13 protein-coding genes are annotated in these 19071 nt (G+C 68.1%); 9 read left to right on the top strand and 4 right to left on the bottom strand.

The window, feature by feature from the left end; all coding sequences use genetic code 11:
• The first annotated feature begins 10 nt into the window (after positions 1-10).
• Both Q5H91_RS14045 and treS read left to right on the top strand, forming a co-directional pair.
• Positions 11-2020 carry an alpha-1,4-glucan--maltose-1-phosphate maltosyltransferase gene (locus Q5H91_RS14045; protein WP_305174058.1) on the top strand — a complete coding sequence of 670 codons (2010 nt, stop codon included), beginning with the start codon at positions 11-13 and terminating at the stop codon, positions 2018-2020.
• A complete protein-coding gene (gene treS / locus Q5H91_RS14040) occupies positions 2017-5235 on the top strand; it encodes a maltose alpha-D-glucosyltransferase (RefSeq protein WP_305174057.1) in 3219 nt (1072 codons plus the stop codon). The genes Q5H91_RS14045 and treS overlap by 4 nt, the downstream gene beginning before the upstream one ends.
• 141 nt (positions 5236-5376) lie before the next feature.
• Here treS and ligD read toward each other — a convergent pair whose 3' ends face one another.
• Positions 5377-7872, bottom strand: a complete 2496-nt coding sequence (gene ligD, locus Q5H91_RS14035; RefSeq protein WP_305174056.1) for a DNA ligase D — start codon at positions 7870-7872, stop codon at positions 5377-5379.
• A 99-nt stretch (positions 7873-7971) separates the two neighbouring features.
• The gene (gene ku / locus Q5H91_RS14030; RefSeq protein ID WP_305174055.1) at positions 7972-8829 is read right to left on the bottom strand and encodes a non-homologous end joining protein Ku; all 858 of its coding nucleotides are present in this window, start codon (positions 8827-8829) and stop codon (positions 7972-7974) included.
• A gap of 85 nt (positions 8830-8914) precedes the next feature.
• Between ku and pdxH the strand changes: the two genes are divergently transcribed.
• The 3 genes from pdxH to Q5H91_RS14015 are packed head-to-tail and all read left to right on the top strand — an operon-like array spanning position 8915 to position 11231.
• On the top strand, positions 8915-9487 hold the full coding sequence (gene pdxH, locus Q5H91_RS14025; protein WP_305174054.1) for a pyridoxamine 5'-phosphate oxidase: 573 nt from the start codon (positions 8915-8917) through the stop codon (positions 9485-9487).
• The gene (locus Q5H91_RS14020) at positions 9484-10431 is read left to right on the top strand and encodes a cation diffusion facilitator family transporter (protein ID WP_305174052.1); all 948 of its coding nucleotides are present in this window, start codon (positions 9484-9486) and stop codon (positions 10429-10431) included. The genes pdxH and Q5H91_RS14020 overlap by 4 nt, the downstream gene beginning before the upstream one ends.
• Positions 10410-11231 (top strand): PhzF family phenazine biosynthesis protein, encoded by an 822-nt coding sequence (locus Q5H91_RS14015; RefSeq protein ID WP_370655269.1) that lies wholly within the window; start codon positions 10410-10412, stop codon positions 11229-11231. Before Q5H91_RS14020 ends, Q5H91_RS14015 begins: the two co-directional genes overlap by 22 nt.
• Positions 11232-11533: 302 nt before the next feature.
• Here Q5H91_RS14015 and mnmA read toward each other — a convergent pair whose 3' ends face one another.
• Complete coding sequence (mnmA, locus tag Q5H91_RS14010) at positions 11534-12634, bottom strand: tRNA 2-thiouridine(34) synthase MnmA (protein ID WP_305174095.1); 1101 nt, start codon at positions 12632-12634, stop codon at positions 11534-11536.
• A 403-nt stretch (positions 12635-13037) separates the two neighbouring features.
• Between mnmA and sciP the strand changes: the two genes are divergently transcribed.
• Positions 13038-13337, top strand: coding sequence for a CtrA inhibitor SciP (gene sciP / locus Q5H91_RS14005; protein ID WP_305174051.1), 300 nt, complete (start codon positions 13038-13040; stop codon positions 13335-13337).
• A 97-nt stretch (positions 13338-13434) separates the two neighbouring features.
• Positions 13435-13692: a GlsB/YeaQ/YmgE family stress response membrane protein gene (locus Q5H91_RS14000; RefSeq protein ID WP_305174050.1), complete on the top strand. Its 258-nt coding sequence runs from the start codon at positions 13435-13437 to the stop codon at positions 13690-13692.
• 69 nt (positions 13693-13761) lie between these two features.
• Here the strand turns inward: Q5H91_RS14000 and Q5H91_RS13995 are convergent, their stop codons facing one another.
• The gene (locus Q5H91_RS13995) at positions 13762-14496 is read right to left on the bottom strand and encodes an SIMPL domain-containing protein (RefSeq protein WP_305174049.1); all 735 of its coding nucleotides are present in this window, start codon (positions 14494-14496) and stop codon (positions 13762-13764) included.
• Between the two features lie 219 nt (positions 14497-14715).
• Here Q5H91_RS13995 and Q5H91_RS13990 point away from each other — a divergent pair, with 219 nt between their 5' ends.
• Together Q5H91_RS13990 and Q5H91_RS13985 are read left to right on the top strand one after the other, a co-directional pair.
• Positions 14716-15885 carry an efflux RND transporter periplasmic adaptor subunit gene (locus Q5H91_RS13990; RefSeq protein WP_305174048.1) on the top strand — a complete coding sequence of 390 codons (1170 nt, stop codon included), beginning with the start codon at positions 14716-14718 and terminating at the stop codon, positions 15883-15885.
• Positions 15886-15890: 5 nt separating this feature from the next.
• Positions 15891-19031, top strand: a complete 3141-nt coding sequence (locus Q5H91_RS13985; RefSeq protein ID WP_305174047.1) for an efflux RND transporter permease subunit — start codon at positions 15891-15893, stop codon at positions 19029-19031.
• The last annotated feature ends 40 nt before the right edge of the window (positions 19032-19071 follow it).

Here is a 19071-nt window from a genome sequence, read left to right as displayed (position 1 = left end):
GGAGTTCATCATGGCCGACACCCCCGGCGCCGCGCGCGCGGACATCATCCGACACGCGCCGCCCCCGGGGGCGGACGCCGCGCGCGACTGGCCGCGCCTGGTCGTCGAGGACGTGACGCCGCGCGTCGATGGCGGCACCTTCGCGGTAAAGCGCATCGTCGGCGAGACGGTGGTGGTGGAGGCGACGGTCTTCACCGACGGGCACGAGCAACTGGCCGCGGAGCTGCTGTGGCGCGCGGTGGACGAGGAAAGGTGGCGGCGCGTGCCGATGGCGCCGCTGCCGACCGACCGCTGGACCGCGTCGTTCACGCCCGATCGGCTGGGGCGGCACGAGTTCGCGGTCGAGGGCTGGCTGGACCTGTGGGGCGGTTTCCGCCGCGACTTCGCCAAGAAGCGCGATGCCGGCGTCGCGCAGGACGTCGATGCGATGGAGGGTCGCGGGCTCGTCGCCGAGGCGGCGGCGCGCGCGACCGGCGAATTGAAGGCGACGCTGGCCGGCTGGCAGGCGCGGCTGGAGGCGGCGCCGCAGGACACGGCGCTGCTGCTCGATCCCGATCTGGCGACCGCGATGGCGGCGGCGGACGCGCGGCCGTTCGCGCTGCGCTCGGACCCGCAGCTGCTCGACGCGGAGCGGATCGCGGCGCGTTTTTCCAGCTGGTACGAGCTGTTCCCGCGCTCCATTACCCCCGATGCGGCGCGGCACGGCACGTTCGACGACGTGATCGGTCGCCTGCCGCAGATCCGCGACATGGGGTTCGACACGCTCTATTTTCCGCCGATCCATCCGATCGGCAAGACCAACCGCAAGGGGCCGAACAACACGCTGACGCCGGGACCGGACGATCCCGGCAGCCCCTATGCGATCGGCTCGGCCGATGGCGGGCACGACGCGGTGCATCCCGAACTGGGCGGGTTCGAGAGCTTCGCCCGGCTGGTCGAGGCGGCGCGCGGGCATGGACTGGAGATCGCGCTCGATTTCGCGATCCAGTGCTCGCCCGACCATCCCTGGCTGACCGAGCATCCCGGCTGGTTCGCGTGGCGGCCCGATGGCTCGATGAAATATGCGGAGAACCCGCCGAAGAAGTATCAGGACATCGTCAATGTCGACTTCTACGGCCCCGACGCGGTGCCCGGCCTGTGGGTCGCGCTGCGCGACGTGATCCTGCTGTGGATCGAGCATGGCGTGAAGACCTTCCGCGTCGACAATCCCCACACCAAACCGCTGCCCTTCTGGGAATGGATGATCGCCGACGTTCGCGCGCGGCATCCCGACACGATCTTCCTGGCGGAAGCATTCACCCGGCCGACGATGATGTACCGGCTGGCCAAGGTCGGCTTCTCGCAGAGCTATACCTATTTCACCTGGCGCGACACCAAGGCGGAGCTGACCGATTACATTGTCGAACTGACGAGCGAGGCGCCGAGGGACTTCTATCGCCCGCATTTCTTCGTCAACACGCCCGACATCAACCCGGTCTTCCTACAGACCTCCGGCCGGCCAGGCTTCCGCATCCGCGCGGTGCTGGCGGCGACGCTGTCGGGGCTGTTCGGCGTCTATTCGGGGTTCGAGCTGTGCGAAGCCGACCCGGTGCCGGGCAAGGAAGAGTATAACGACAGCGAGAAATACATCGTCAAGCCGCGCGACTGGAATGCGCCCGGCAACATCATTCAGGACATCGCGATGCTCAACCGTATCCGGCGGCAGTATCCGGCGCTCCAGACGCACCTGAACACGAAGTTCTTCGTCGCCGGCAACGACAGCATCATCTGGTACGGCAAGCCCGATCCCGACGGTGCGGGAATGATCTGCGTGATGGTCAACATGGACCCGCATCAGGGCCAGGAATGCACCTTCCAGGTGCCGCTGTGGGAATTCGGAATGGACGACAATGGCAGCGTCGCGGTCGAGGATCTGGCCGAAGGTTACCGCTTCCGCTGGTATGGGAAGGATCAGTTCATCCGGATCGAGCCCGACCAGCCCTATCGCATCTGGCGGCTGACCGCGGAGCAGGCGGCATGAGCATGAGTGAGGGCGAGACGGCGACGACCCACGCCAACACGGTCGGGGCGGACCCGCTGTGGTACAAGGATGCGGTGATCTATCAGGTCCACATCAAGTCCTTCTACGATTCGAACAATGACGGGATCGGCGACTTCAAGGGGCTGATCCAGAAGCTGGACTACATCGCCGACTTGGGCGTCACCTGTATCTGGCTGCTGCCCTTCTATCCCAGTCCGCGGCGCGACGACGGGTACGACATCGCTGAATATCGCGAGGTGTCGCCCGATTACGGCACGATGGAGGACGCCACCGCCTTCATCGCCGCCGCGCACGCGCGCGGCATCCGCGTGGTGTTCGAGCTGGTTATCAACCACACCTCGGACCAGCATCCCTGGTTCCAGGCCGCGCGCCGCGCGCCGCCGGGTAGTCCGGAGCGGAACTTCTACGTCTGGTCGGACGACGACAAGCTCTACTCGGGCACGCGCATCATCTTCCTCGACACCGAGAAGTCGAACTGGACCTGGGACGAGGAGGCGGGCGCCTATTTCTGGCACCGCTTCTACAGCCACCAGCCCGACCTGAACTTCGACAATCCGGCGGTGCTGGAAGAGGTGCTGCAGGTCATGCGCTTCTGGCTCGACATGGGGGTCGACGGGCTGCGGCTCGACGCGATCCCCTATCTGATCGAGCGGGACGGGACGTCGAACGAGAACCTGTCCGAAACGCACGATGTGCTGAAGAAGATACGCGCCGCGCTCGACGCGGAATATCCCGACCGGATGCTGCTGGCCGAGGCGAATATGTGGCCGGAGGACACGCAGCAATATTTCGGCGATGGCGCCGACGGGCGCGGCGACGAGTGCCACATGGCGTTCCACTTCCCGCTGATGCCGCGCATGTACATGGCGGTGGCTCAGGAGGATCGCTTCCCGATCACCGACATCATGCGCCAGACGCCGGACATTCCGGAGAATTGCCAATGGGCGATCTTCCTGCGCAACCATGACGAGCTGACGCTCGAAATGGTGACCGACGCCGAGCGGGACTATCTGTGGAACACCTATGCCGCCGACCGGCGCGCGCGGATCAATCTGGGCATCCGCCGGCGGCTGGCGCCGCTGATGGAGCGGGACCGGCGGCGGGTCGAGCTGATGAACGCGCTGCTCCTGACGATGCCGGGCACCCCGGTGCTCTATTATGGCGACGAGATCGGGATGGGGGACAATATCCATCTCGGCGACCGCGACGGTGTCCGCACCCCCATGCAATGGTCGCCCGACCGCAACGGCGGGTTCAGCCGCTGCGACCCGCCGAGCCTGACGCTGCCGGTGATCCAGGACCCGCTCTACGGGTACGAGGCGGTGAATGTCGAGGCGCAGGAGCGCGACCGCCATTCGATGCTGAACGCCGTCAAGCGGATGCTGGCGGTTCGGCGCGAGCATCCCGCCTTCGGCCGTGGCACCCAGACCTTCCTGCGGCCCGCCAATCGCAAGATCCTGGCCTATGTCCGCGAGCATGAGGGCGACACGATCCTGTGCGTCTTCAATCTCGGCCGCACCGCGCAGGCGGTCGAGCTGGACCTGCCCGACCATGTCGGCCGCACCCCGATCGAACTGACCGGCGGCACGCCGTTTCCGCCGATCGGGATCAATCCCTATGTGCTGACGCTGCCGCCCTATGGCTTCCTGTGGTTCGCGCTGTCGACCGAAGCCGACGCGCCGAGCTGGGCCTCCGCACCGACACCGCTTGAGGCGGAGCGCTTCACCTTCGTGCTGCGACCCGGCTTCGGCGACATCGCGGTCGGATCGAACCGGTCCGTGCTGGAGCGGGACGTGCTGCCCGCCTATGTCGCGCAGCGCCGCTGGTTCGGTGCGAAGGACGAGAGCATCGCGGCGGTGCGGATCGTACGGCTCGACGCGCTGCCGGACATCGACGACCTGCTGCTCGCCGAGATCGAGGTCGAGACGGACAAGGCCACCCACCGTTACGCCCTGCCACTGGGTATCGTGTGGGAGGGAGAGGCGCAGAGCCGCTTCGCCGGCGCCCTTGCGCTGGCGCGGGTGCGGCGCGGGCGGCAGGTCGGGCTGCTGACCGATGGCTTCACCGTCGCCGAGTTCGCCCGCTCGGTGATCGCGGCAATGCAGGGTGGCGCGACGCTGGGCGAGGGGGAAGAGGCGATCGCCTGTTCCGCCGACGGCCTCGATGTCGAGCCGGATGCCGAGATCGACTGGCTGACCGCCGAACAGTCGAACAGCTCGCTGGTGATCGGCCAGTCGGTGGTGCTGAAGCTGCTCCGCCGCCTGGAGAGTGGCGTCCACCCCGATGCCGAGATGGTGCGTCATCTGGTCGCGGGCGGGTTCGAGGCGGTGCCGCCGGTCCTGGGCGAGGTGCGGCGCACGGCCGACGACACACTGCTGATGCTGGCGCAGCGCTTCGTCCATAATCAGGGCGATGCGTGGAACTGGACGCTGGGCGTGCTGGAGCGGCTGGCGACCGAGGATAACACGACCTTCGCCAACTACCGCAATTTCGCCGAAACGCTGGGCCGGCGGTTGGCCGAGATGCACGGCGTGCTGGCACGGCCTACCGACGATGCGGCCTTCGCGCCGGAGCCGATGGACGCAGCCGGTACGGAGCGGCTTGCCGGGCAGGTGCTGGCGGACGTCGACAATGCGCTGGCGCAGATCGATGCGGCCGGGCTGGCCGGCGAGGCGGCCGAGTGGCTGGCGACGAACGGCGACGCGTTGCGCGCGAAGGTGCGCGACGTGGCGGCGGCGACGGTCGGTCAGCAGCGCACCCGCATTCACGGCGACCTGCATCTGGGGCAGGTGTTGGTGACCGGCGGCGACGTGATGCTGATCGATTTCGAGGGGCAGCCCGCGCAGCCGCTGGCCGAGCGCCGGGCCAAGGACCTGCCGCTGCGCGACGTGGCGGGCATATTGCGCTCGTTCGATTACGCGACGGCGGTCGCCGATCGCTCGCGCCCGCCCGGGCCGGAGACGGAGGCGCTGCGCGCCGAGCATCGCTACGCCCGGTTCTGCCACGGCGCGCGCGAGGCTTTTCTCGACGCGTACACCGCCGCCAGTGATGCCAAGCCGGATGCCGCGCTGCTCGACCTGCTGCTGGTGGCGAAGGCGGCATATGAGGTGGGGTATGAGGCGGCGAACCGGCCCGACTGGCTGGAGGTGCCGGTGGATGGCCTGTTCCGGGCGGGGCGGCGGTTGGTGGGGTGAGGGAGCTCACTTCCATACTCGTCATCCCCGCGCAGGCGGGGATCCAGAACCGCTGACGTCGGTGGCCTACGCGATGGTTGCGCGTCTGGATTCTCGCCTTCGCGAGAATGACGACTGAAGCGGTTGGGGGGCGGACTTCCCCTAGAGGTCCGGCAGTACCTGGTCGGCCACGCCCCAACCGGCAAGCGACCGGCCGTTCGCGCGGTTCAGCAGTTCGCCCACGTCTCGCACGCCCCACCGTGCGGCGGTGTCGAGGTCGCGCAGCTCGGTCCATAATACCGGCGCGGCCACCGGTGCGCCGGCGCGGGCGCGGGCGGAATAGGGCATGATCGCGGTGCTTCCGCGCTGGTTGCGCAGCCAGTCGATGAAGATCCGGCCCTTGCGCTTCGCCTTGGCCATGGTCGCGACGAAGCGGTCGGGCTCTGCTTGGGCCAGCGCCTGGGCGAAGCGGCTGGCGAAGTCCTTGACCGCGGGCCATTCCGCCTGCGGAGTCAGCGGCACGACGACGTGGACGCCCTTGCCGCCCGACAGCAGCGGGAAGCTGGTCAGCCCCAGTTCGGCGAGCTGTTCCTTCAGATGCTCGGCCGCCTTTTTCGTCTCGGCGAAGCCCAGTCCCTCGTCGGGGTCGAGATCGAAGACGAGGCGGTCGGGCCGTTCCAGCGTCTCGACGCGCGAGCCCCAGCCGTGGAACTCGATCGAGCCCATCTGGACGCAGGCGACCAGCCCGTCGGCATCGTCGACCCACAGGTAATTCTCGGTCGATCCGTCCTTCTCGCGCACGGGCACCTGATGCACGGCCGTGCCGAAGCTGCCGGCATCGTGCTTCTGGAAGAAACAGGCGCGGGCGCGACCTTGGGGACAGCGGACCAGGCTGACCGGGCGGTGGCCGGTGACCGGCAGCATGATGCCGGCGACCGCGGCGTAATAGTCGGCCAGTTCTCCCTTGGTGACGTCCGACTCCGGGAAGATCACCCGGTCGCGGCTGCTGACCTTGATCGTGACGGCGGGAGCGGGCGTGTCGGCGGTGCGCTCGTCGACCACCTCGTCTGCCGGCTTGTCGCCACGCAGGCCGATGAAGCTGGCGTGGCGCAGCATCCCGTCGGGCGTGATCTCGGCATAGGCGATCTCGGCGACCAGCTTCGGCGTGACCCAACGGGCGCCGCGAACCGCCGCGCGGGGGGCCTCGACCGGCGCCGTCTTGCGGGCGAGCCGGTCGAGCCGGGGCGTCAGGTCGTCGAAGATCGCCTGGGTGAAGCCGGTGCCGACCTTGCCGCGATAGACATAAGTGCCGCCCTCCCGAACGCCGACCAGCAGCGAGGCGAAGCCGCGGCGCTTGGTTGAGGGTTGCCAGCCGAGGATGACGAACTCCTGCCGGGCGATGCACTTGGCCTTGAGCCACGCCTTGCTGCGCCCGCTGCGATAGGGCGCGTCCGCGCGCTTCGAGACGATGCCCTCCAGCCCCTCGGCGCACATCTGCTCGAAGAGCGCCTCGCCCGAGCCGGTGACGTGCTCGGAGAAGCGAACGGCGTCGCGATCATCGCCGAGCAGCGCGCGCAGCCGCTCCTTGCGGGCGGTGAGCGGCAGGTCGGTCAGATCCTCGCCGTTCTGGTGGAGCAGGTCGAAGGCGAAGAACGTCATCGCGCCGCCGGTGCTGATCGCGTCCTTCAGTGTGGCGAAGTCGGGCTTGTCGTTCTTGAACGCGACGATCTCGCCGTCGATCAGCGCGCTGCCGGGCAGGGTGCCGATAGCGGCAGCGATGTGGGCGAACTTGTCGGTCCAGTCGAGGCCGTTGCGGGTGAAGACCTTCGCCTTGCCATCCGCGAGAGCGATGATGGCGCGGTAGCCGTCGTATTTGATCTCGTGGAGCCAGTTGCTGCCGGTGGGGACCGAGTCGACCAGCGTGCAGAGCTGGGGTGGGATGAAGTCCGCTAAAGATCTTCCCCCGGAGGGGGAGGGGGACCGCCGCGCGTCGCGCGGTGGTGGAGGGGTATCCCGGCTCGCGAGGGGAGACACCCCTCCACCACCAGCCTTCGGCCGGCGGTCCCCCTCCCCTTGCAGGGGAGGATCTTTACCCTCCGCGATCTCGGCCATGGTCCGACCCGTCGCAATGCTGGTCAGGGCCTCCTCGACCAGCGTGTCGGTGCCGCCAGCCTCGGCGTCGTCGATCTTGCGGAGCAGCCAGTTCTCGCGCTTCTCCCTGGGGCGGCCCTTCAGGCGGATCAGCAGCCACTCGCCCCTCATCCGCTCGCCGTTCAGGACGAAGTGGAGATGGCCTTTCTCCAGGTCCTTCGCGCTCTTGCCCGCAATGGGGGCCCAAGTGCCGCGATCCCACAGCATTACCGTGCCGCCGCCATATTCGCCGGCGGGGATCACTCCCTCGAACGTCGCGTAGGACAGCGGGTGGTCCTCGGTCCGCACCGCCAGCCGTTTCTCGGCGGGATCGAGGCTGGGGCCGCGGGTGACCGCCCAGCTCTTCAGCACGCCATCGATCTCGAGGCGGAAGTCCCAGTGGAGGCGGGTGGCGTAGTGCTTCTGGACCATGAAGCTGTTGCCCTTGCCGGGGGCGAGCGTGCCGGCGGGTTCGGCGGTCCTGGTGAAGTCGCGCTTGGCATTATAGCGGGCGAGGGGGTCGGTCATCGCGCTCCGTCACCCCAGCGCAGGCTGGGGCCTCTCCCCGCAAGCACGCGCCTTTCTACCGGGAGGCCCCTGCCCGTGCAGGGGCGAAGAGTGTGGCGGTCAGGCACGTTTCTTCGCCGCCGGCTTGCGCGCTGGCGCCTTCTTCGCGGGCGTTTTCGCCGCGGCCTTGGGCTTGTCGCCCATCGATTTGCGCAGCGCCGCCATCAGGTCGACGACGTTGGAGGATTTCGGCTCGGCGCCGCCCTTGTCCTCGATGACCTTCTTGCCGTTCGCCTTGCGCTTGCGCTCGATCAGACCCTTCAGCGCGTCGACATAGCGGTCGTGGAACTCTTGGGGGTGGAAGGCGGCGGTCTTGCGGTCGATCAGCGCCTCGGCCAGGTCGAGCAGCTCGGCATCGGGCTTGTCGTCGGGGATCTCGCGGAAATAACCCTGCGCCTTGTGCACCTCGTCGGCATAGCGGAGCGTCTCCAGCACCATGCCGCGCCCGCACGGTTTCAGGCTGACGACATATTCGCGGCCGCGCATCGCCAGTTGGCCGAGTCCGACCTTCTTGGTGCGGCGCAGCGCCTCGCGCAGAACGATGAACGCCTCTTCGGCCAGATCATCGGCAGGGACGACGAAATAGGGCTTCTCGTAATAGAGGACGTCGATCTCGGAGGCGTCGACGAACTGCGTCAGCTCCAGCGTCTTCTTCGATTCGAGCTTTACCGCGTCGATCTCGTCCTGGTCGAGCAGGACGTACTCGCCCTTCGACACCTCGTAACCCTTGACGATGTCGTCCAGGTCGACCGGGCCGACGCCGGTCACGACCTTCTCGTAGCTGATCGGCTTGCCGGTCGGCTCGTGGATCTGGCGGAACTGGACCGCGGCGCCGCTGCGGGTCGCCGAGTAGATCTCGACCGGGATCGACACCAGCGCCAGCCTGATCTGCCCCTGCCAATATGCCCGTGCGGCCATCGCAAATCCCTCGTTTCGCGGGCGATTCAATGCAGGCCGCGCGGACTCGTTCCGTTCGCCGACCGAATGCTCTATGGGGCAGGTCATGGACGATCCCCTGGCCCTGTTCGACGCCTGGTTCGCCGAGGCCAAGGCGTCGGAGCCCAACGACCCCAATGCGATGGCGCTGGCCACCGCCGATGCACATGGCCGCCCGTCGGTGCGCATGGTGCTGCTGAAGGGACACGGGGCCGACGGGTTCGTGTTCTACACCAATCGCGAGGGGCGCAAGGCGGGCGATCTGGCTGCCAATCCCAACGCCGCGCTGCTGTTCCACTGGAAATCGCTGCGCCGGCAGGTGCGGATCGAGGGCAAGGTTCAATGGACAACCGAGCCGGAGTCCGACGCTTATTTCGCTACCCGCAGCCGCGACTCACAGCTCGGTGCATGGGCGTCGGACCAGTCGCGCCCGCTGGACAAGCGCGAAACGTTCGAGGCGCGCTTCAGAGCGATGGAGGAGCGGTTCAAAGACGGCGATGTACCTCGACCACCACAGTGGGGCGGGTATCGCGTCATTCCCGATCGCATCGAGTTTTGGCAGGATCGCGCCCACCGGCTTCACGAACGACGTTTGTTCGTCTGGGCTGACGGCTGGCACGAAGGGCTTCTCTATCCATGACGCAGGACGAACGCCGTCGCCTTATCCCCGTAGCGATCCGTGCCGCGCTGGCGAGCGTCGCGACCGCGCTGTTCCTGCTGGCGCTGAAGGGGTTCGCCGCCTGGCACACAGGGTCGGTGGCGATGCTGGGCTCGCTGGCGGATACCGCGCTCGACCTGCTCGCCTCGCTGGTGACGCTGTACGGCGTGAAGCTGGCGGGGGAGCCGGCCGACCATGACCACCGTTTCGGGCACGGGAAGGCGGAGGCGCTGGCGGCGCTGTTCCAGGTCGCGCTCATCACCGCGTCGGCCGCGGGGATCGGCTGGCGCGCGGTGCAGGCGCTCGGCGACCCGGCGGCAACGCAGGACGCGGAATTCGGCATCGGCGTGTCGGTCGTCGCAATGGTCGCGACGGTGGCGCTGCTCTGGTACCAGCGCCGTGCGATCCGCCAGACCGGGTCGGTCGCGATCATGGCCGACAACGTCCATTACCAGTCGGACGTGCTGCTGAACGGATCGGTGATCGCGGCGCTGGTGCTCGACCAATATGTCGGCTGGCACGGTGCCGACGCGCTGTTCGGCATCGCCATCGCGCTGTGGCTGGCCTGGGGCGCGTTCCAGGCGTCGTCGAACGCGATCGACCAGCTGATGGACAAGGAGTGGCCCGAGGATCAGCGCGCCGCGTTCCTCGACGTCGCGGCGCGCCAGCCCGGCCTGCGCGGCATCCATGATTTCCGCACCCGCCGGTCGGGCAGCCACGACTTCGCGCAGTTCCATATGGAGGTCGACCCGGCGATTACCGTGGCGCGCGCACACGATCTGGTCGAGGCGGTCGAGCGCAACCTGAAGCAGCGTTTCCCCAAGGTCGAGGTGCTGATCCACCTCGATCCCGAGGGGCATGTCGACACCGACAATCCGCTGGTCGAGGCGGACGTGACGCCGCACTGGTTCGCCAAGCGGATCTAGCCGCGCTGGACCTGCCATTCGCCCGGGTCGACGCCTTCGTCGACGGGCCGTTTTCCGGCAATCCGGCGGCGGTGCTGCGGTTGGACGCCTGGCCAGACGATGCGACGCTGCTGGCGATCGCCACCCAGATCGGTTTACCTGCCACGGCGTTCGTCACGCCTGCCGCGAAGGACGGAGCCGAGCTGGACCTGCGCTGGTTCTCGGGCCGTGGCGAGATCGCGCTCTGCGGCCATGCGACGCTGGCGAGCGGGCATGTCATGCTCGACGCGGAGCCGGCCCGCAATCGGGTACGCTTCGCCACGCGGCGCGCCGGCGTGTTGGCGGTTGAGCGCGCAGAGCATGGCTACAGGCTCGACGTGCCGGCGCTGGTGCCGGTTTCCAGGCCGCTGCCCGCGATTGTTGCGGCACTGGGTGCAGGCGCGCCGGTCGCGACGTTGTGGCACGATCGGGGTTATGCGGTGGTCGTACTGCCTGATGAAGCGGCGGTGGCGGCGGTCCAGCCCGACTTCGCTGCGCTGACAAAGGCCGGTAACATCTCGGTGATCGTTACCGCACCCGGGCGCGACACCGACATCGTCAGCCGCGTCTTCGTGCCGGAGCATGGCGGCGAGGACGCGGTTACCGGGTCGGCGCATGCTGTGATCGCAACCTATTGGACGCACCGTCTCGGCTCGCCGGCCTTCACTGCCCGACAGGCGAGTCCGCGCGGGGGCAGGCTGCACTGCCGGCTGGACGGTGAGCGGGTAGAACTGACCGGATCATGCGTGACCGTTATGGAGGGGCATTTTCACCTGTCCTGATGTCGGACAATTGCGTTTGATGCATCTGTGCGGACTTACGTTGCACTTGCGAACAGATGCGCTGCGGTGCACAACGACTGTGCCTTTCAGGCATCCTCTCCTAAAAACTTCACAGGCCGGCTCGTCCGGCCTTTTTTTTCGTCCGGCGCTCGTCTACCGACCTGCCACTGTCGCAGCGCCGTCAATCATAAAAGACGAATTGCGGAGCGGAGCCGCCGGTCAAACCGGCAGCGGCGACGCGATGGTGCGGGAGATCGAGTGCGCGGCCGCGCTCTCTCCCGCCATTTCTTGCGTTATATGGCTCAGGCGGCGACCAGCGCTGCTTCGGTCTCGGCGATCCAGCCGCCGCCCAGCACGCGCTCGCCGGCATAGAGCACCGCGGCCTGCCCCGGAGCGACGCCGTACTCCGGCACCTCGAACACCAGCCGGTCGCCGTCGAGCCGCGCCGGCACCGGCCGCGCCATTGAGCGGACCTTGACCGTGACCGCCCCGACATGGGTGCCGCCGATCCAGTTGGCGTCGGTCAGCCGGATCGCCGCCACGGCCAGTGCGCGGCGCGGCCCGACGACGACGCGGCGGCTGTCGGGCTCGATCCGGACGACGTAGAGCGGCTCGGCCTGGCCGCCGACCTCCAGTCCCTTGCGCTGGCCGACGGTGAAATGGACCAGTCCGCGATGCTCGCCCAGCTTGGCGCCGGACAGGTCGACGATGTCGCCCCCGGTCGCCGCTTCCGGCCGCAGCTTCTTGACCAGCCCGGCATAATCGCCGTCCGGCACGAAGCAGATGTCCTGGCTGTCGGGCTTGGCGGCGACGCCCAGCCCCAGTTCGGCAGCGATGGCACGGACCCGGTCCTTGGGCAGGCCACCCAGGGGGAAGCGCAGGAAATCGAGCTGCGCGGTGGTTGTGGCGAACAGGAAATAGCTCTGGTCGCGCGCCGGATCGCTGCCCCGGTGCAGCTGCACGCCGTCCGCCGCCGGCACCCGGCGGACATAGTGGCCGGTGGCGAGGCAGTCGGCGCCCAGGTCGCGCGCGAGCGCGAACAGGTCGGTGAACTTCGGCCCCATATTGCACTGGACGCACGGGATCGGGGTGCGTCCGGCGAGATATTCGTCGGCGAAGCGATCGACCACGGCGCTGCGAAAGGCGCTCTCGTGATCGAAGACGTAATGCGCGATGCCCAGCCGGTCGCACACCGCGCGCGCATCGCGAATGTCGCGGCCGGCGCAGCAGGCGCCCGGCCGCGCCGTCGCCTCGCCATGATCGTAGAGCTGCAGCGTCGCGCCGATCACCTCGGCACCGGTCCGCGCGGCGAGCGCCGCCACCACCGAGCTGTCGACGCCGCCCGACATGGCGACGACGATGCGCTTGCCGGCGGCGCCACCCTTCAGCTGGAAATCGATCATCTGGTCCACGACCGCGCACATAGGCGCGGCGGCGGCCGGGCAAAAGCGCTTTACCTCGCCTTCACCTAAACTGGTTACGTCGACGGCTCGCATGGGTTTCGACGGGGGTCGCGTTGCATCAGAGCCGGATAGAGCGCGGGCAAGACGCCATCGAGACGACATCGGAACCCGATGTGGCGGTGGTGGTCGCGGCGCTGGCCGACACCCTTTCCGTCGCATCCGGCAGCGTCGCGTCGCACGCGGGTAGCGGCTGTTTCAACGCCGGCGTGGCCCGAATGCTAACGCATTGGAAGGAGAGTTGAAGTCCCCGTTTACCGCGGCGTTTCAGGCGATCTTCAAGCCCAGCCTGTACGCAGCTTGTACGCGTTTCGAGGGGACCTCGCGTCCCGACAGAGGTTGAAGAATGATCCAGAACGAAAAAATTCGTCCCGCCAAGGTCATCGGTCCGCTCGGTGAGCCGCTGACCATCGACACGCTGCCGCCGCCCTCGACCACGCGCTGGGTCGTACGCCGCAAGGCAGAGGTGGTCGCCGCGGTCAATGGCGGGCTGCTGTCGGTCGACGAAGTGTGCGACCGCTACAGCCTGACGGTGGAGGAGTTCGCCGGCTGGCAGCGCGCGATCGACCGGTCAGGAATGCCGGGACTGCGCGTCACCCGTATCCAGCACTATCGCTCGCTGTACGAGCGGCAGCAGAAATACTGATCGAAGGGATTAGGATCGGCCCCGGAACAAGTCGGCCGCATTTCGGTTCTTCCGGCAACGCCCGCGCCGTTCGCGGGCTGCAACGGAGGGAACGGAAATGGGCATCATTCTGTGGCTTATCATCGGCGGCGTTATCGGCTGGCTGGCGAGCATCATCATGCGCACCGACGCGCAGCAGGGCATCTTCCTGAACATCGTCGTCGGCATCGTGGGCGCCTTCATCGGCGGGCTCATCATCTCGGGCGGCTCGATCAACAACGCGCCGCTGACGGTCACCTCGTTCCTGGTGTCGCTGCTCGGCGCGATCGTCCTGCTGGCGATCGTGAACTTGGTGCGTCGCGGCAGCGTTCGCTGATCGCACACCCGGTCGTCTGACCGGGTAGAGGAAGGGGCCGTCCGGCGATGCCGGGCGGCCCCTTCGTCGTTACTGGTCCAGCAGGAAGCGAACCTGCAGCGTCGCGGTGATGTCCTTCTCGCCCGGCGCGACGACCGTCTTGGCGTCTGCCGCCATCGCGCGGGCGTAGAACACGGGCGGGCGATCCGGGCCGCCGGCGTCCTGCCCCGCCTCTCCGATCGAGACGATTCGCACCACCCGCAGTCCCGCCGCCTTCGCATAGAGATCGGCACGCGCGCGGGCGCGGCGCAGGGCATCGGTGCGTGCCTCGTCCAGCGCCGCCTCTGGTTCGGCGACCGACAGGTTGGGACCATCGATCTGGTTCGCCCCCTGCGCGACCAGCGCGTCCAGGATCGCGCCAGAGGTCGCAACGTCGCGGAAGCGGATCGAGACGGTGTTGGTTGCCTGATAACCGGTGACGACCGGCGGCTGGTTATCGGCATAGCGATACTGCGGCGACAGCTGCACCGTGGCGGTCGTCAGATCGCGCGCCGCGACCCCGGCACGGCGCAGCGCGGCCATCACCTTCGTCATCGATGCGGCATTGTCGCCCAGTGCCTGCGCGGCGGTCGGCGCCGTCGAGACGACACCGGCGCGGATCGTCGCCAGATCGGGCACGCGCGTCGTCTTTCCCTCTGCCACGACATCGAGCACGGTTCCGGCCGCCGCCACCATCGGCACGACCGAGGCGGGGCCGGTCTGGGCGGCGGCGACTGCGGGCAGCACGGCGGTGGCGGTCAGGATGGCAAGAACGGCATGACGCATGATAGTCTCCTGTTATCGTCGCCTGTGCCTTTGCCGGCCGACGGATCAACGCCGCCTGAACGGTCCCGATCAGGACTTACCGTCGCCGCAATAGCGCGATACGCACGGCCTGTGATGAATCGGTCTGCGGGTCTTGAGCCTGGTGACCTATTTGTATAACACAGCAAGAATGGGGTGCGCGCCGAAGGGTTGCGCGAGTGGGACGGGATCGGGCACGGCATGAACTACGAACCGGGAGTGATGGCGCCAGAGCGGCTGACGGGTCCAGAGGCACCGGGTTCGCGCCGACGCTGGATCGTCGCGGCGGCGGTCGTCGCCGTGCTGGCGGTCGCGATCGCGCTGTGGGCCTTTGCCGGCAAGAAGCCGGACGCACCCGCTGCGGGCGGCGGCGAGCAATTGTCTCCTGTGACTGTCGTCGTGCCCGGCCGCAAGGCGGCGGAGCGCACGCTGTCGGCGACCGGATCGATCGCCGCACGCCGCGAGATGCCGGTCGGCGTCGCGGGCGAGGGCGGGATCGTCACGCGCGTGCTGGTCGAGCCGGGCCAGTGGGTGAAGGCGGGTCAGGTGCTCGCGACCGTCGACCGCTCCGTCCAGACACAGACCGCCGCCTCGCTGGGCGCGCAGGTCAATGTCGCACGTGCGGACCTGACCTTGGCGCAGGCGGAACTCGACCGGGCGAACGCGCTGGTCGATCGCGGCTTCATCTCCAAGGCGGACCTGCAGCGCCGCACCGCCACGCGCGATGCCGCGGCGGCGCGGGTCAAGGTCGCCGGTGCCAGCTTCAAGGAAGCGCAGGCGCGCAACGGCCGGCTGGACATTCGTGCGCCGGCCGAGGGGCTGGTGCTGACCCGCGGGGTCGAGGCGGGGCAGATCGTCAGCTCGGGCAGCGGCATGCTGTTCCGCATCGCGCAGGGCGGGCAGATGGAGCTGAGGGCGCAGCTGAGCGAGGGTGATCTTGCCGGGTTGCATGTTGGCGCTCCGGCCAAGGTGACGCCGATCGGTGCCGACCGCAGCTATTCGGGAGAGGTCTGGCAGATCTCGCCGGTCGTCGATCCCTCGACGCGCCAGGGCATCGCGCGCATCGCGCTGCGCTATGATCCGGCGCTACGGCCGGGCGGCTTCGGCACGGCGGCGATCGTCTCGGGATCGAGCGCGCTGCCGCTGCTGCCCGAATCGGCGGTGATGACCGACGGCAAGGGCAGCTTCGTCTACGTCGTCGGCAAGGACGACAAGGTGGAGCGCCGGGCGATCAAGATCGGCGAGGTGTCCGATTCGGGCATCGCCGTCGCCGAAGGGCTGAACGGGACGGAGCGGGTCGTGCTGTCGGCCGGCGCCTTCCTGAATCCGGGGCAGAAGGTGAAGCCGATCCGCCAGGCGCAGAAGGGCTGACGACCATGGGTTTCCGCAACATGTCGGCCTGGGCGATCCGGAACCCGGTACCGCCCATCGTCCTGTTCATCGCGCTGACGATCGCCGGCATCATCTCGTTCAACCGCATGTCGGTGAACGACAGCCCGGAGATCACCTTCCCGGCGGTCTATGTCCGCATCGCCCAGCCGGGCGCGGCACCGACGGAGATCGAGACGCAGATCACCCAGCGGGTCGAGGCGGCGATCCGGTCGCTGGAGGGCGTCGACGAGATCAACTCGACGATCAGCGAGGGGTCGAGCGGCACCTTCGTCCAGTTCGATTTCAACACCCCTGTCGACCGCGCCGTCACCGACGTCCGCGACGCGATCAGCACGATTCGCGGCGAACTGCCCGACGGCGTGATCGAGCCGGTGGTCGAGCGCGTCATCATCAACAACGGCTCCGTCGCGACCTGGTCGGTCGAGGGCGACGACATGACGCTGGAACAGCTGTCGCAATATGTCGACCGGGTCGTGCGCAAGCGGCTGCTCGCCATTCCGGGGATGCAGAATATCGAGCTGACCGGCGGCGTCGACCGCGCGATCCGCGTAATCCTCGACCCCGCCAAGATGCAGTCGCTGGGGATCACCGCCAGCCAGGTGAACCAGTCGCTGCGCGCCGCCAACATCAATGCCGCGGGTGGCCGGGCCGAGGTGGGCGGGGGCGAGCAGTCGCTGCGCATCGTCGGCAACGCGCAGGACGCCTATACGCTGGGCCAGACCCAGATACCCATTTCCGGCAACATCGCGGCGGCCGGCGGCATCGGCATGACGACCAGCCGCACCGTGCGCCTGTCCGACATCGCCGAGGTGCGCGACGGATCGCTGGAGCAGCGCGCCTTTGCCAAGGTGAACGGCCGCCAGGTCGTTGGCTTCGGCATCCAGCGCGCGCGCGGCGCATCCGAGGTCAGCCTCTACGACGCGACGGTGAAGGAGCTGGCGGCGCTCCAGAAGGACAATCCGAACATCCGCTTCGTCGAGCAGTTCTCGAGCGTCGGCTATACCAAGAACCAGTACAAGTCCGCGATCCATGCCCTGATCGAGGGCGCGGTGCTGGCGGTCATCGTCGTCTATCTGTTCCTGCGCGACAAGCGGGCGACGATCATCTCCGCGCTCGCCATCCCGTTGTCGGCGATCCCGACCTTCTGGATCATGTCGCTGATGGGGTTCAGCCTGAACTTCATGACGCTGCTGGGCCTCAGCCTGGTGGCGGGCGTGCTGGTCGACGATGCGATCGTCGAGATCGAGAATATCGTGCGCCACATGCGGATGGGCAAATCCGCGTACCAGGCGTCGATCGACGCCGCCGACGAGATCGGGCTGGCGGTGGTCGCCACCACCTTCTCGATCGTCGCGGTGTTCCTGCCGGTCGGGCTGATGCCGGGCATCGCCGGCCAATTCTTCAAGAATTTCGGCATCACTGTGGTCGTCGCGGTGCTGATGTCGCTGCTGGTCGCGCGGCTCATCACGCCGATGGTCGCCGCCTATTTTCTGAAGGCGCAGGGGCATCAGGAGCATGGCGGCGGCTGGGCGATGGACCGCTACATGGACGTGCTCGGCTGGACGCTGCGGAACCGGTGGAAGACGGTCGGGCTGGGGGCGATATCGTTCCTGGCGACGATCGCCGCCTTCGCCACGCTGCCCTTCACCTTCCAGCCGCCGCAGGACGTCGACTTCAGCACCCTGTCGATCGCGATGACGCCGGGTACCACGCTGGAGCAGACCGAGGCGGTCGCCGACCGCGCCAACGCGATCCTGCGTGCCCAGCCCGAGGTGAAGGCCGCGGTCGAGAAGGTGAAGGTCGGCAGCGCGACGATCGACATCACCCTGCGCAAGGACCGCGCCCGTTCCTCGATCGATTTCGAGCGGCAGACATCGGTCCTGCTGAACGCGATCCCCGATGCGCGGATCAGCTTCGCGTCCAACGACGGCGGTGGTGGCAGCAGCCGGCCGGTGTCGGTGATGCTGGCGGGCGACGATCCGCAGGCGCTGCTGACCGCGGCCAACCGCGTCGCCGAGGAGATGAAGACGCTGCCCAACCTGCGCAGCCCGCGGGTCGAGGGTGACCTGCCGCGGCCCGAGCTCATCATCACGCCGCGGCTCGACCTGGCCGCCGACATGGGGATCAGCACCGCGGCGCTCAGCCAGACGATCCGCATCGCCACCCAGGGCGAGATCGACCAGAACGCGGCGAAATTCTCACTGCCCGACCGGCAGATCCCGATCGGCGTCGCGCTCGACCCGTACAGCCGGCGCAACCTGTCGACGATCCAGAACCTGCCGGTCCAGCTGCAGCGCGGCGGCACCGTGCCGCTGCGCGTCGTCGCGAACATCAGCTATGGTGCCGGGCCGTCCGAGATCCGCCGCTTCAACCAGGAGCGCCGCATCATCGTCGACGCCGACCTCGCCCCCGGCGCGGTCAGCGGCGAGGAGCGGGCCAAGGTGATGAAGCTGCCGGTGATGAACGACCTGCCGCAGGGCGTTCACTATGCGGCTTCCGGATCGGCCAAGTGGCAGGCGGAGATGATCCAGAACTTCGTCATCGCGGTGATGGCCGGCGTCATGCTGGTGCTGGCGGTGCTGATCCTGCTGTACCGCCGCGCGATGCCGCCGTTCGTCAATCTCGGCTCGCTGCTGCTGGCGCCGCTGGGCGGGGCGCTGGCGCTCCACATCTGCGGGATGCCGGTGTCGCTGCCGGTGCTGATCGGGCTGCTGATGCTGCTGGGCATCGTTGCCAAGAACTCGATCCTGCTGATCGACTTCGCGCTGGAGGAGATGCGCGTCGGCGTGCCGGCGATGGCGGCGATCCTGGATGCGGGGCACAAGCGCGCGCAGCCGATCGTGATGACCACGGTGGCGATGGTCGCGGGCATGATCCCGACCGCGCTGTCGCTGGGCGGCGACGGCTCGTTCAACCAGCCGATGGCAGTGACCGTGATCGGCGGCCTGATCCTGTCGACGATGCTGACGCTGGTGATCGTGCCCGCGACCTTCAGCCTGTCGATCGGGATCGAGGAATGGGTCGGGCCGCGTCTCGGCAAGCGGCTGCTGACCTATCGCCCCGGCGACGAGGGCGGGCCGCTGATCGAGCAGGGTGCACCGCCGCGGCTGGGTCCGGCGGAGTGACGATCTCCACGCGCTCTTGAACAAAGCGGGCCGTCGGTCA

This window comes from Sphingomonas aurea, assembly GCF_030678875.1.
GTDB classification, from domain to species: Bacteria; Pseudomonadota; Alphaproteobacteria; order Sphingomonadales; family Sphingomonadaceae; genus Sphingomonas; species Sphingomonas aurea.
The sequence above is the reverse complement of the archived record's forward strand: the minus strand, read 5'-3'. Positions and strand labels throughout refer to the sequence as shown.

Excerpts from the sequence above, each read along its gene's own strand:
- Q5H91_RS14045 (WP_305174058.1), top strand. The coding sequence starts at position 11 with ATGGCCGACACCCCCGGCGCCGCGCGCGCGGACATCATCCGACACGCG.
- treS (WP_305174057.1), top strand. The coding sequence starts at position 2,017 with ATGAGCATGAGTGAGGGCGAGACGGCGACGACCCACGCCAACACGGTC.
- ligD (WP_305174056.1), bottom strand. The coding sequence starts at position 7,872 with ATGACCGACCCCCTCGCCCGCTATAATGCCAAGCGCGACTTCACCAGG.
- ku (WP_305174055.1), bottom strand. The coding sequence starts at position 8,829 with ATGGCCGCACGGGCATATTGGCAGGGGCAGATCAGGCTGGCGCTGGTG.
- pdxH (WP_305174054.1), top strand. The coding sequence starts at position 8,915 with ATGGACGATCCCCTGGCCCTGTTCGACGCCTGGTTCGCCGAGGCCAAG.
- Q5H91_RS14020 (WP_305174052.1), top strand. The coding sequence starts at position 9,484 with ATGACGCAGGACGAACGCCGTCGCCTTATCCCCGTAGCGATCCGTGCC.
- mnmA (WP_305174095.1), bottom strand. The coding sequence starts at position 12,634 with ATGATCGATTTCCAGCTGAAGGGTGGCGCCGCCGGCAAGCGCATCGTC.
- sciP (WP_305174051.1), top strand. The coding sequence starts at position 13,038 with ATGATCCAGAACGAAAAAATTCGTCCCGCCAAGGTCATCGGTCCGCTC.
- Q5H91_RS14000 (WP_305174050.1), top strand. The coding sequence starts at position 13,435 with ATGGGCATCATTCTGTGGCTTATCATCGGCGGCGTTATCGGCTGGCTG.
- Q5H91_RS13995 (WP_305174049.1), bottom strand. The coding sequence starts at position 14,496 with ATGCGTCATGCCGTTCTTGCCATCCTGACCGCCACCGCCGTGCTGCCC.
- Q5H91_RS13990 (WP_305174048.1), top strand. The coding sequence starts at position 14,716 with ATGAACTACGAACCGGGAGTGATGGCGCCAGAGCGGCTGACGGGTCCA.
- Q5H91_RS13985 (WP_305174047.1), top strand. The coding sequence starts at position 15,891 with ATGGGTTTCCGCAACATGTCGGCCTGGGCGATCCGGAACCCGGTACCG.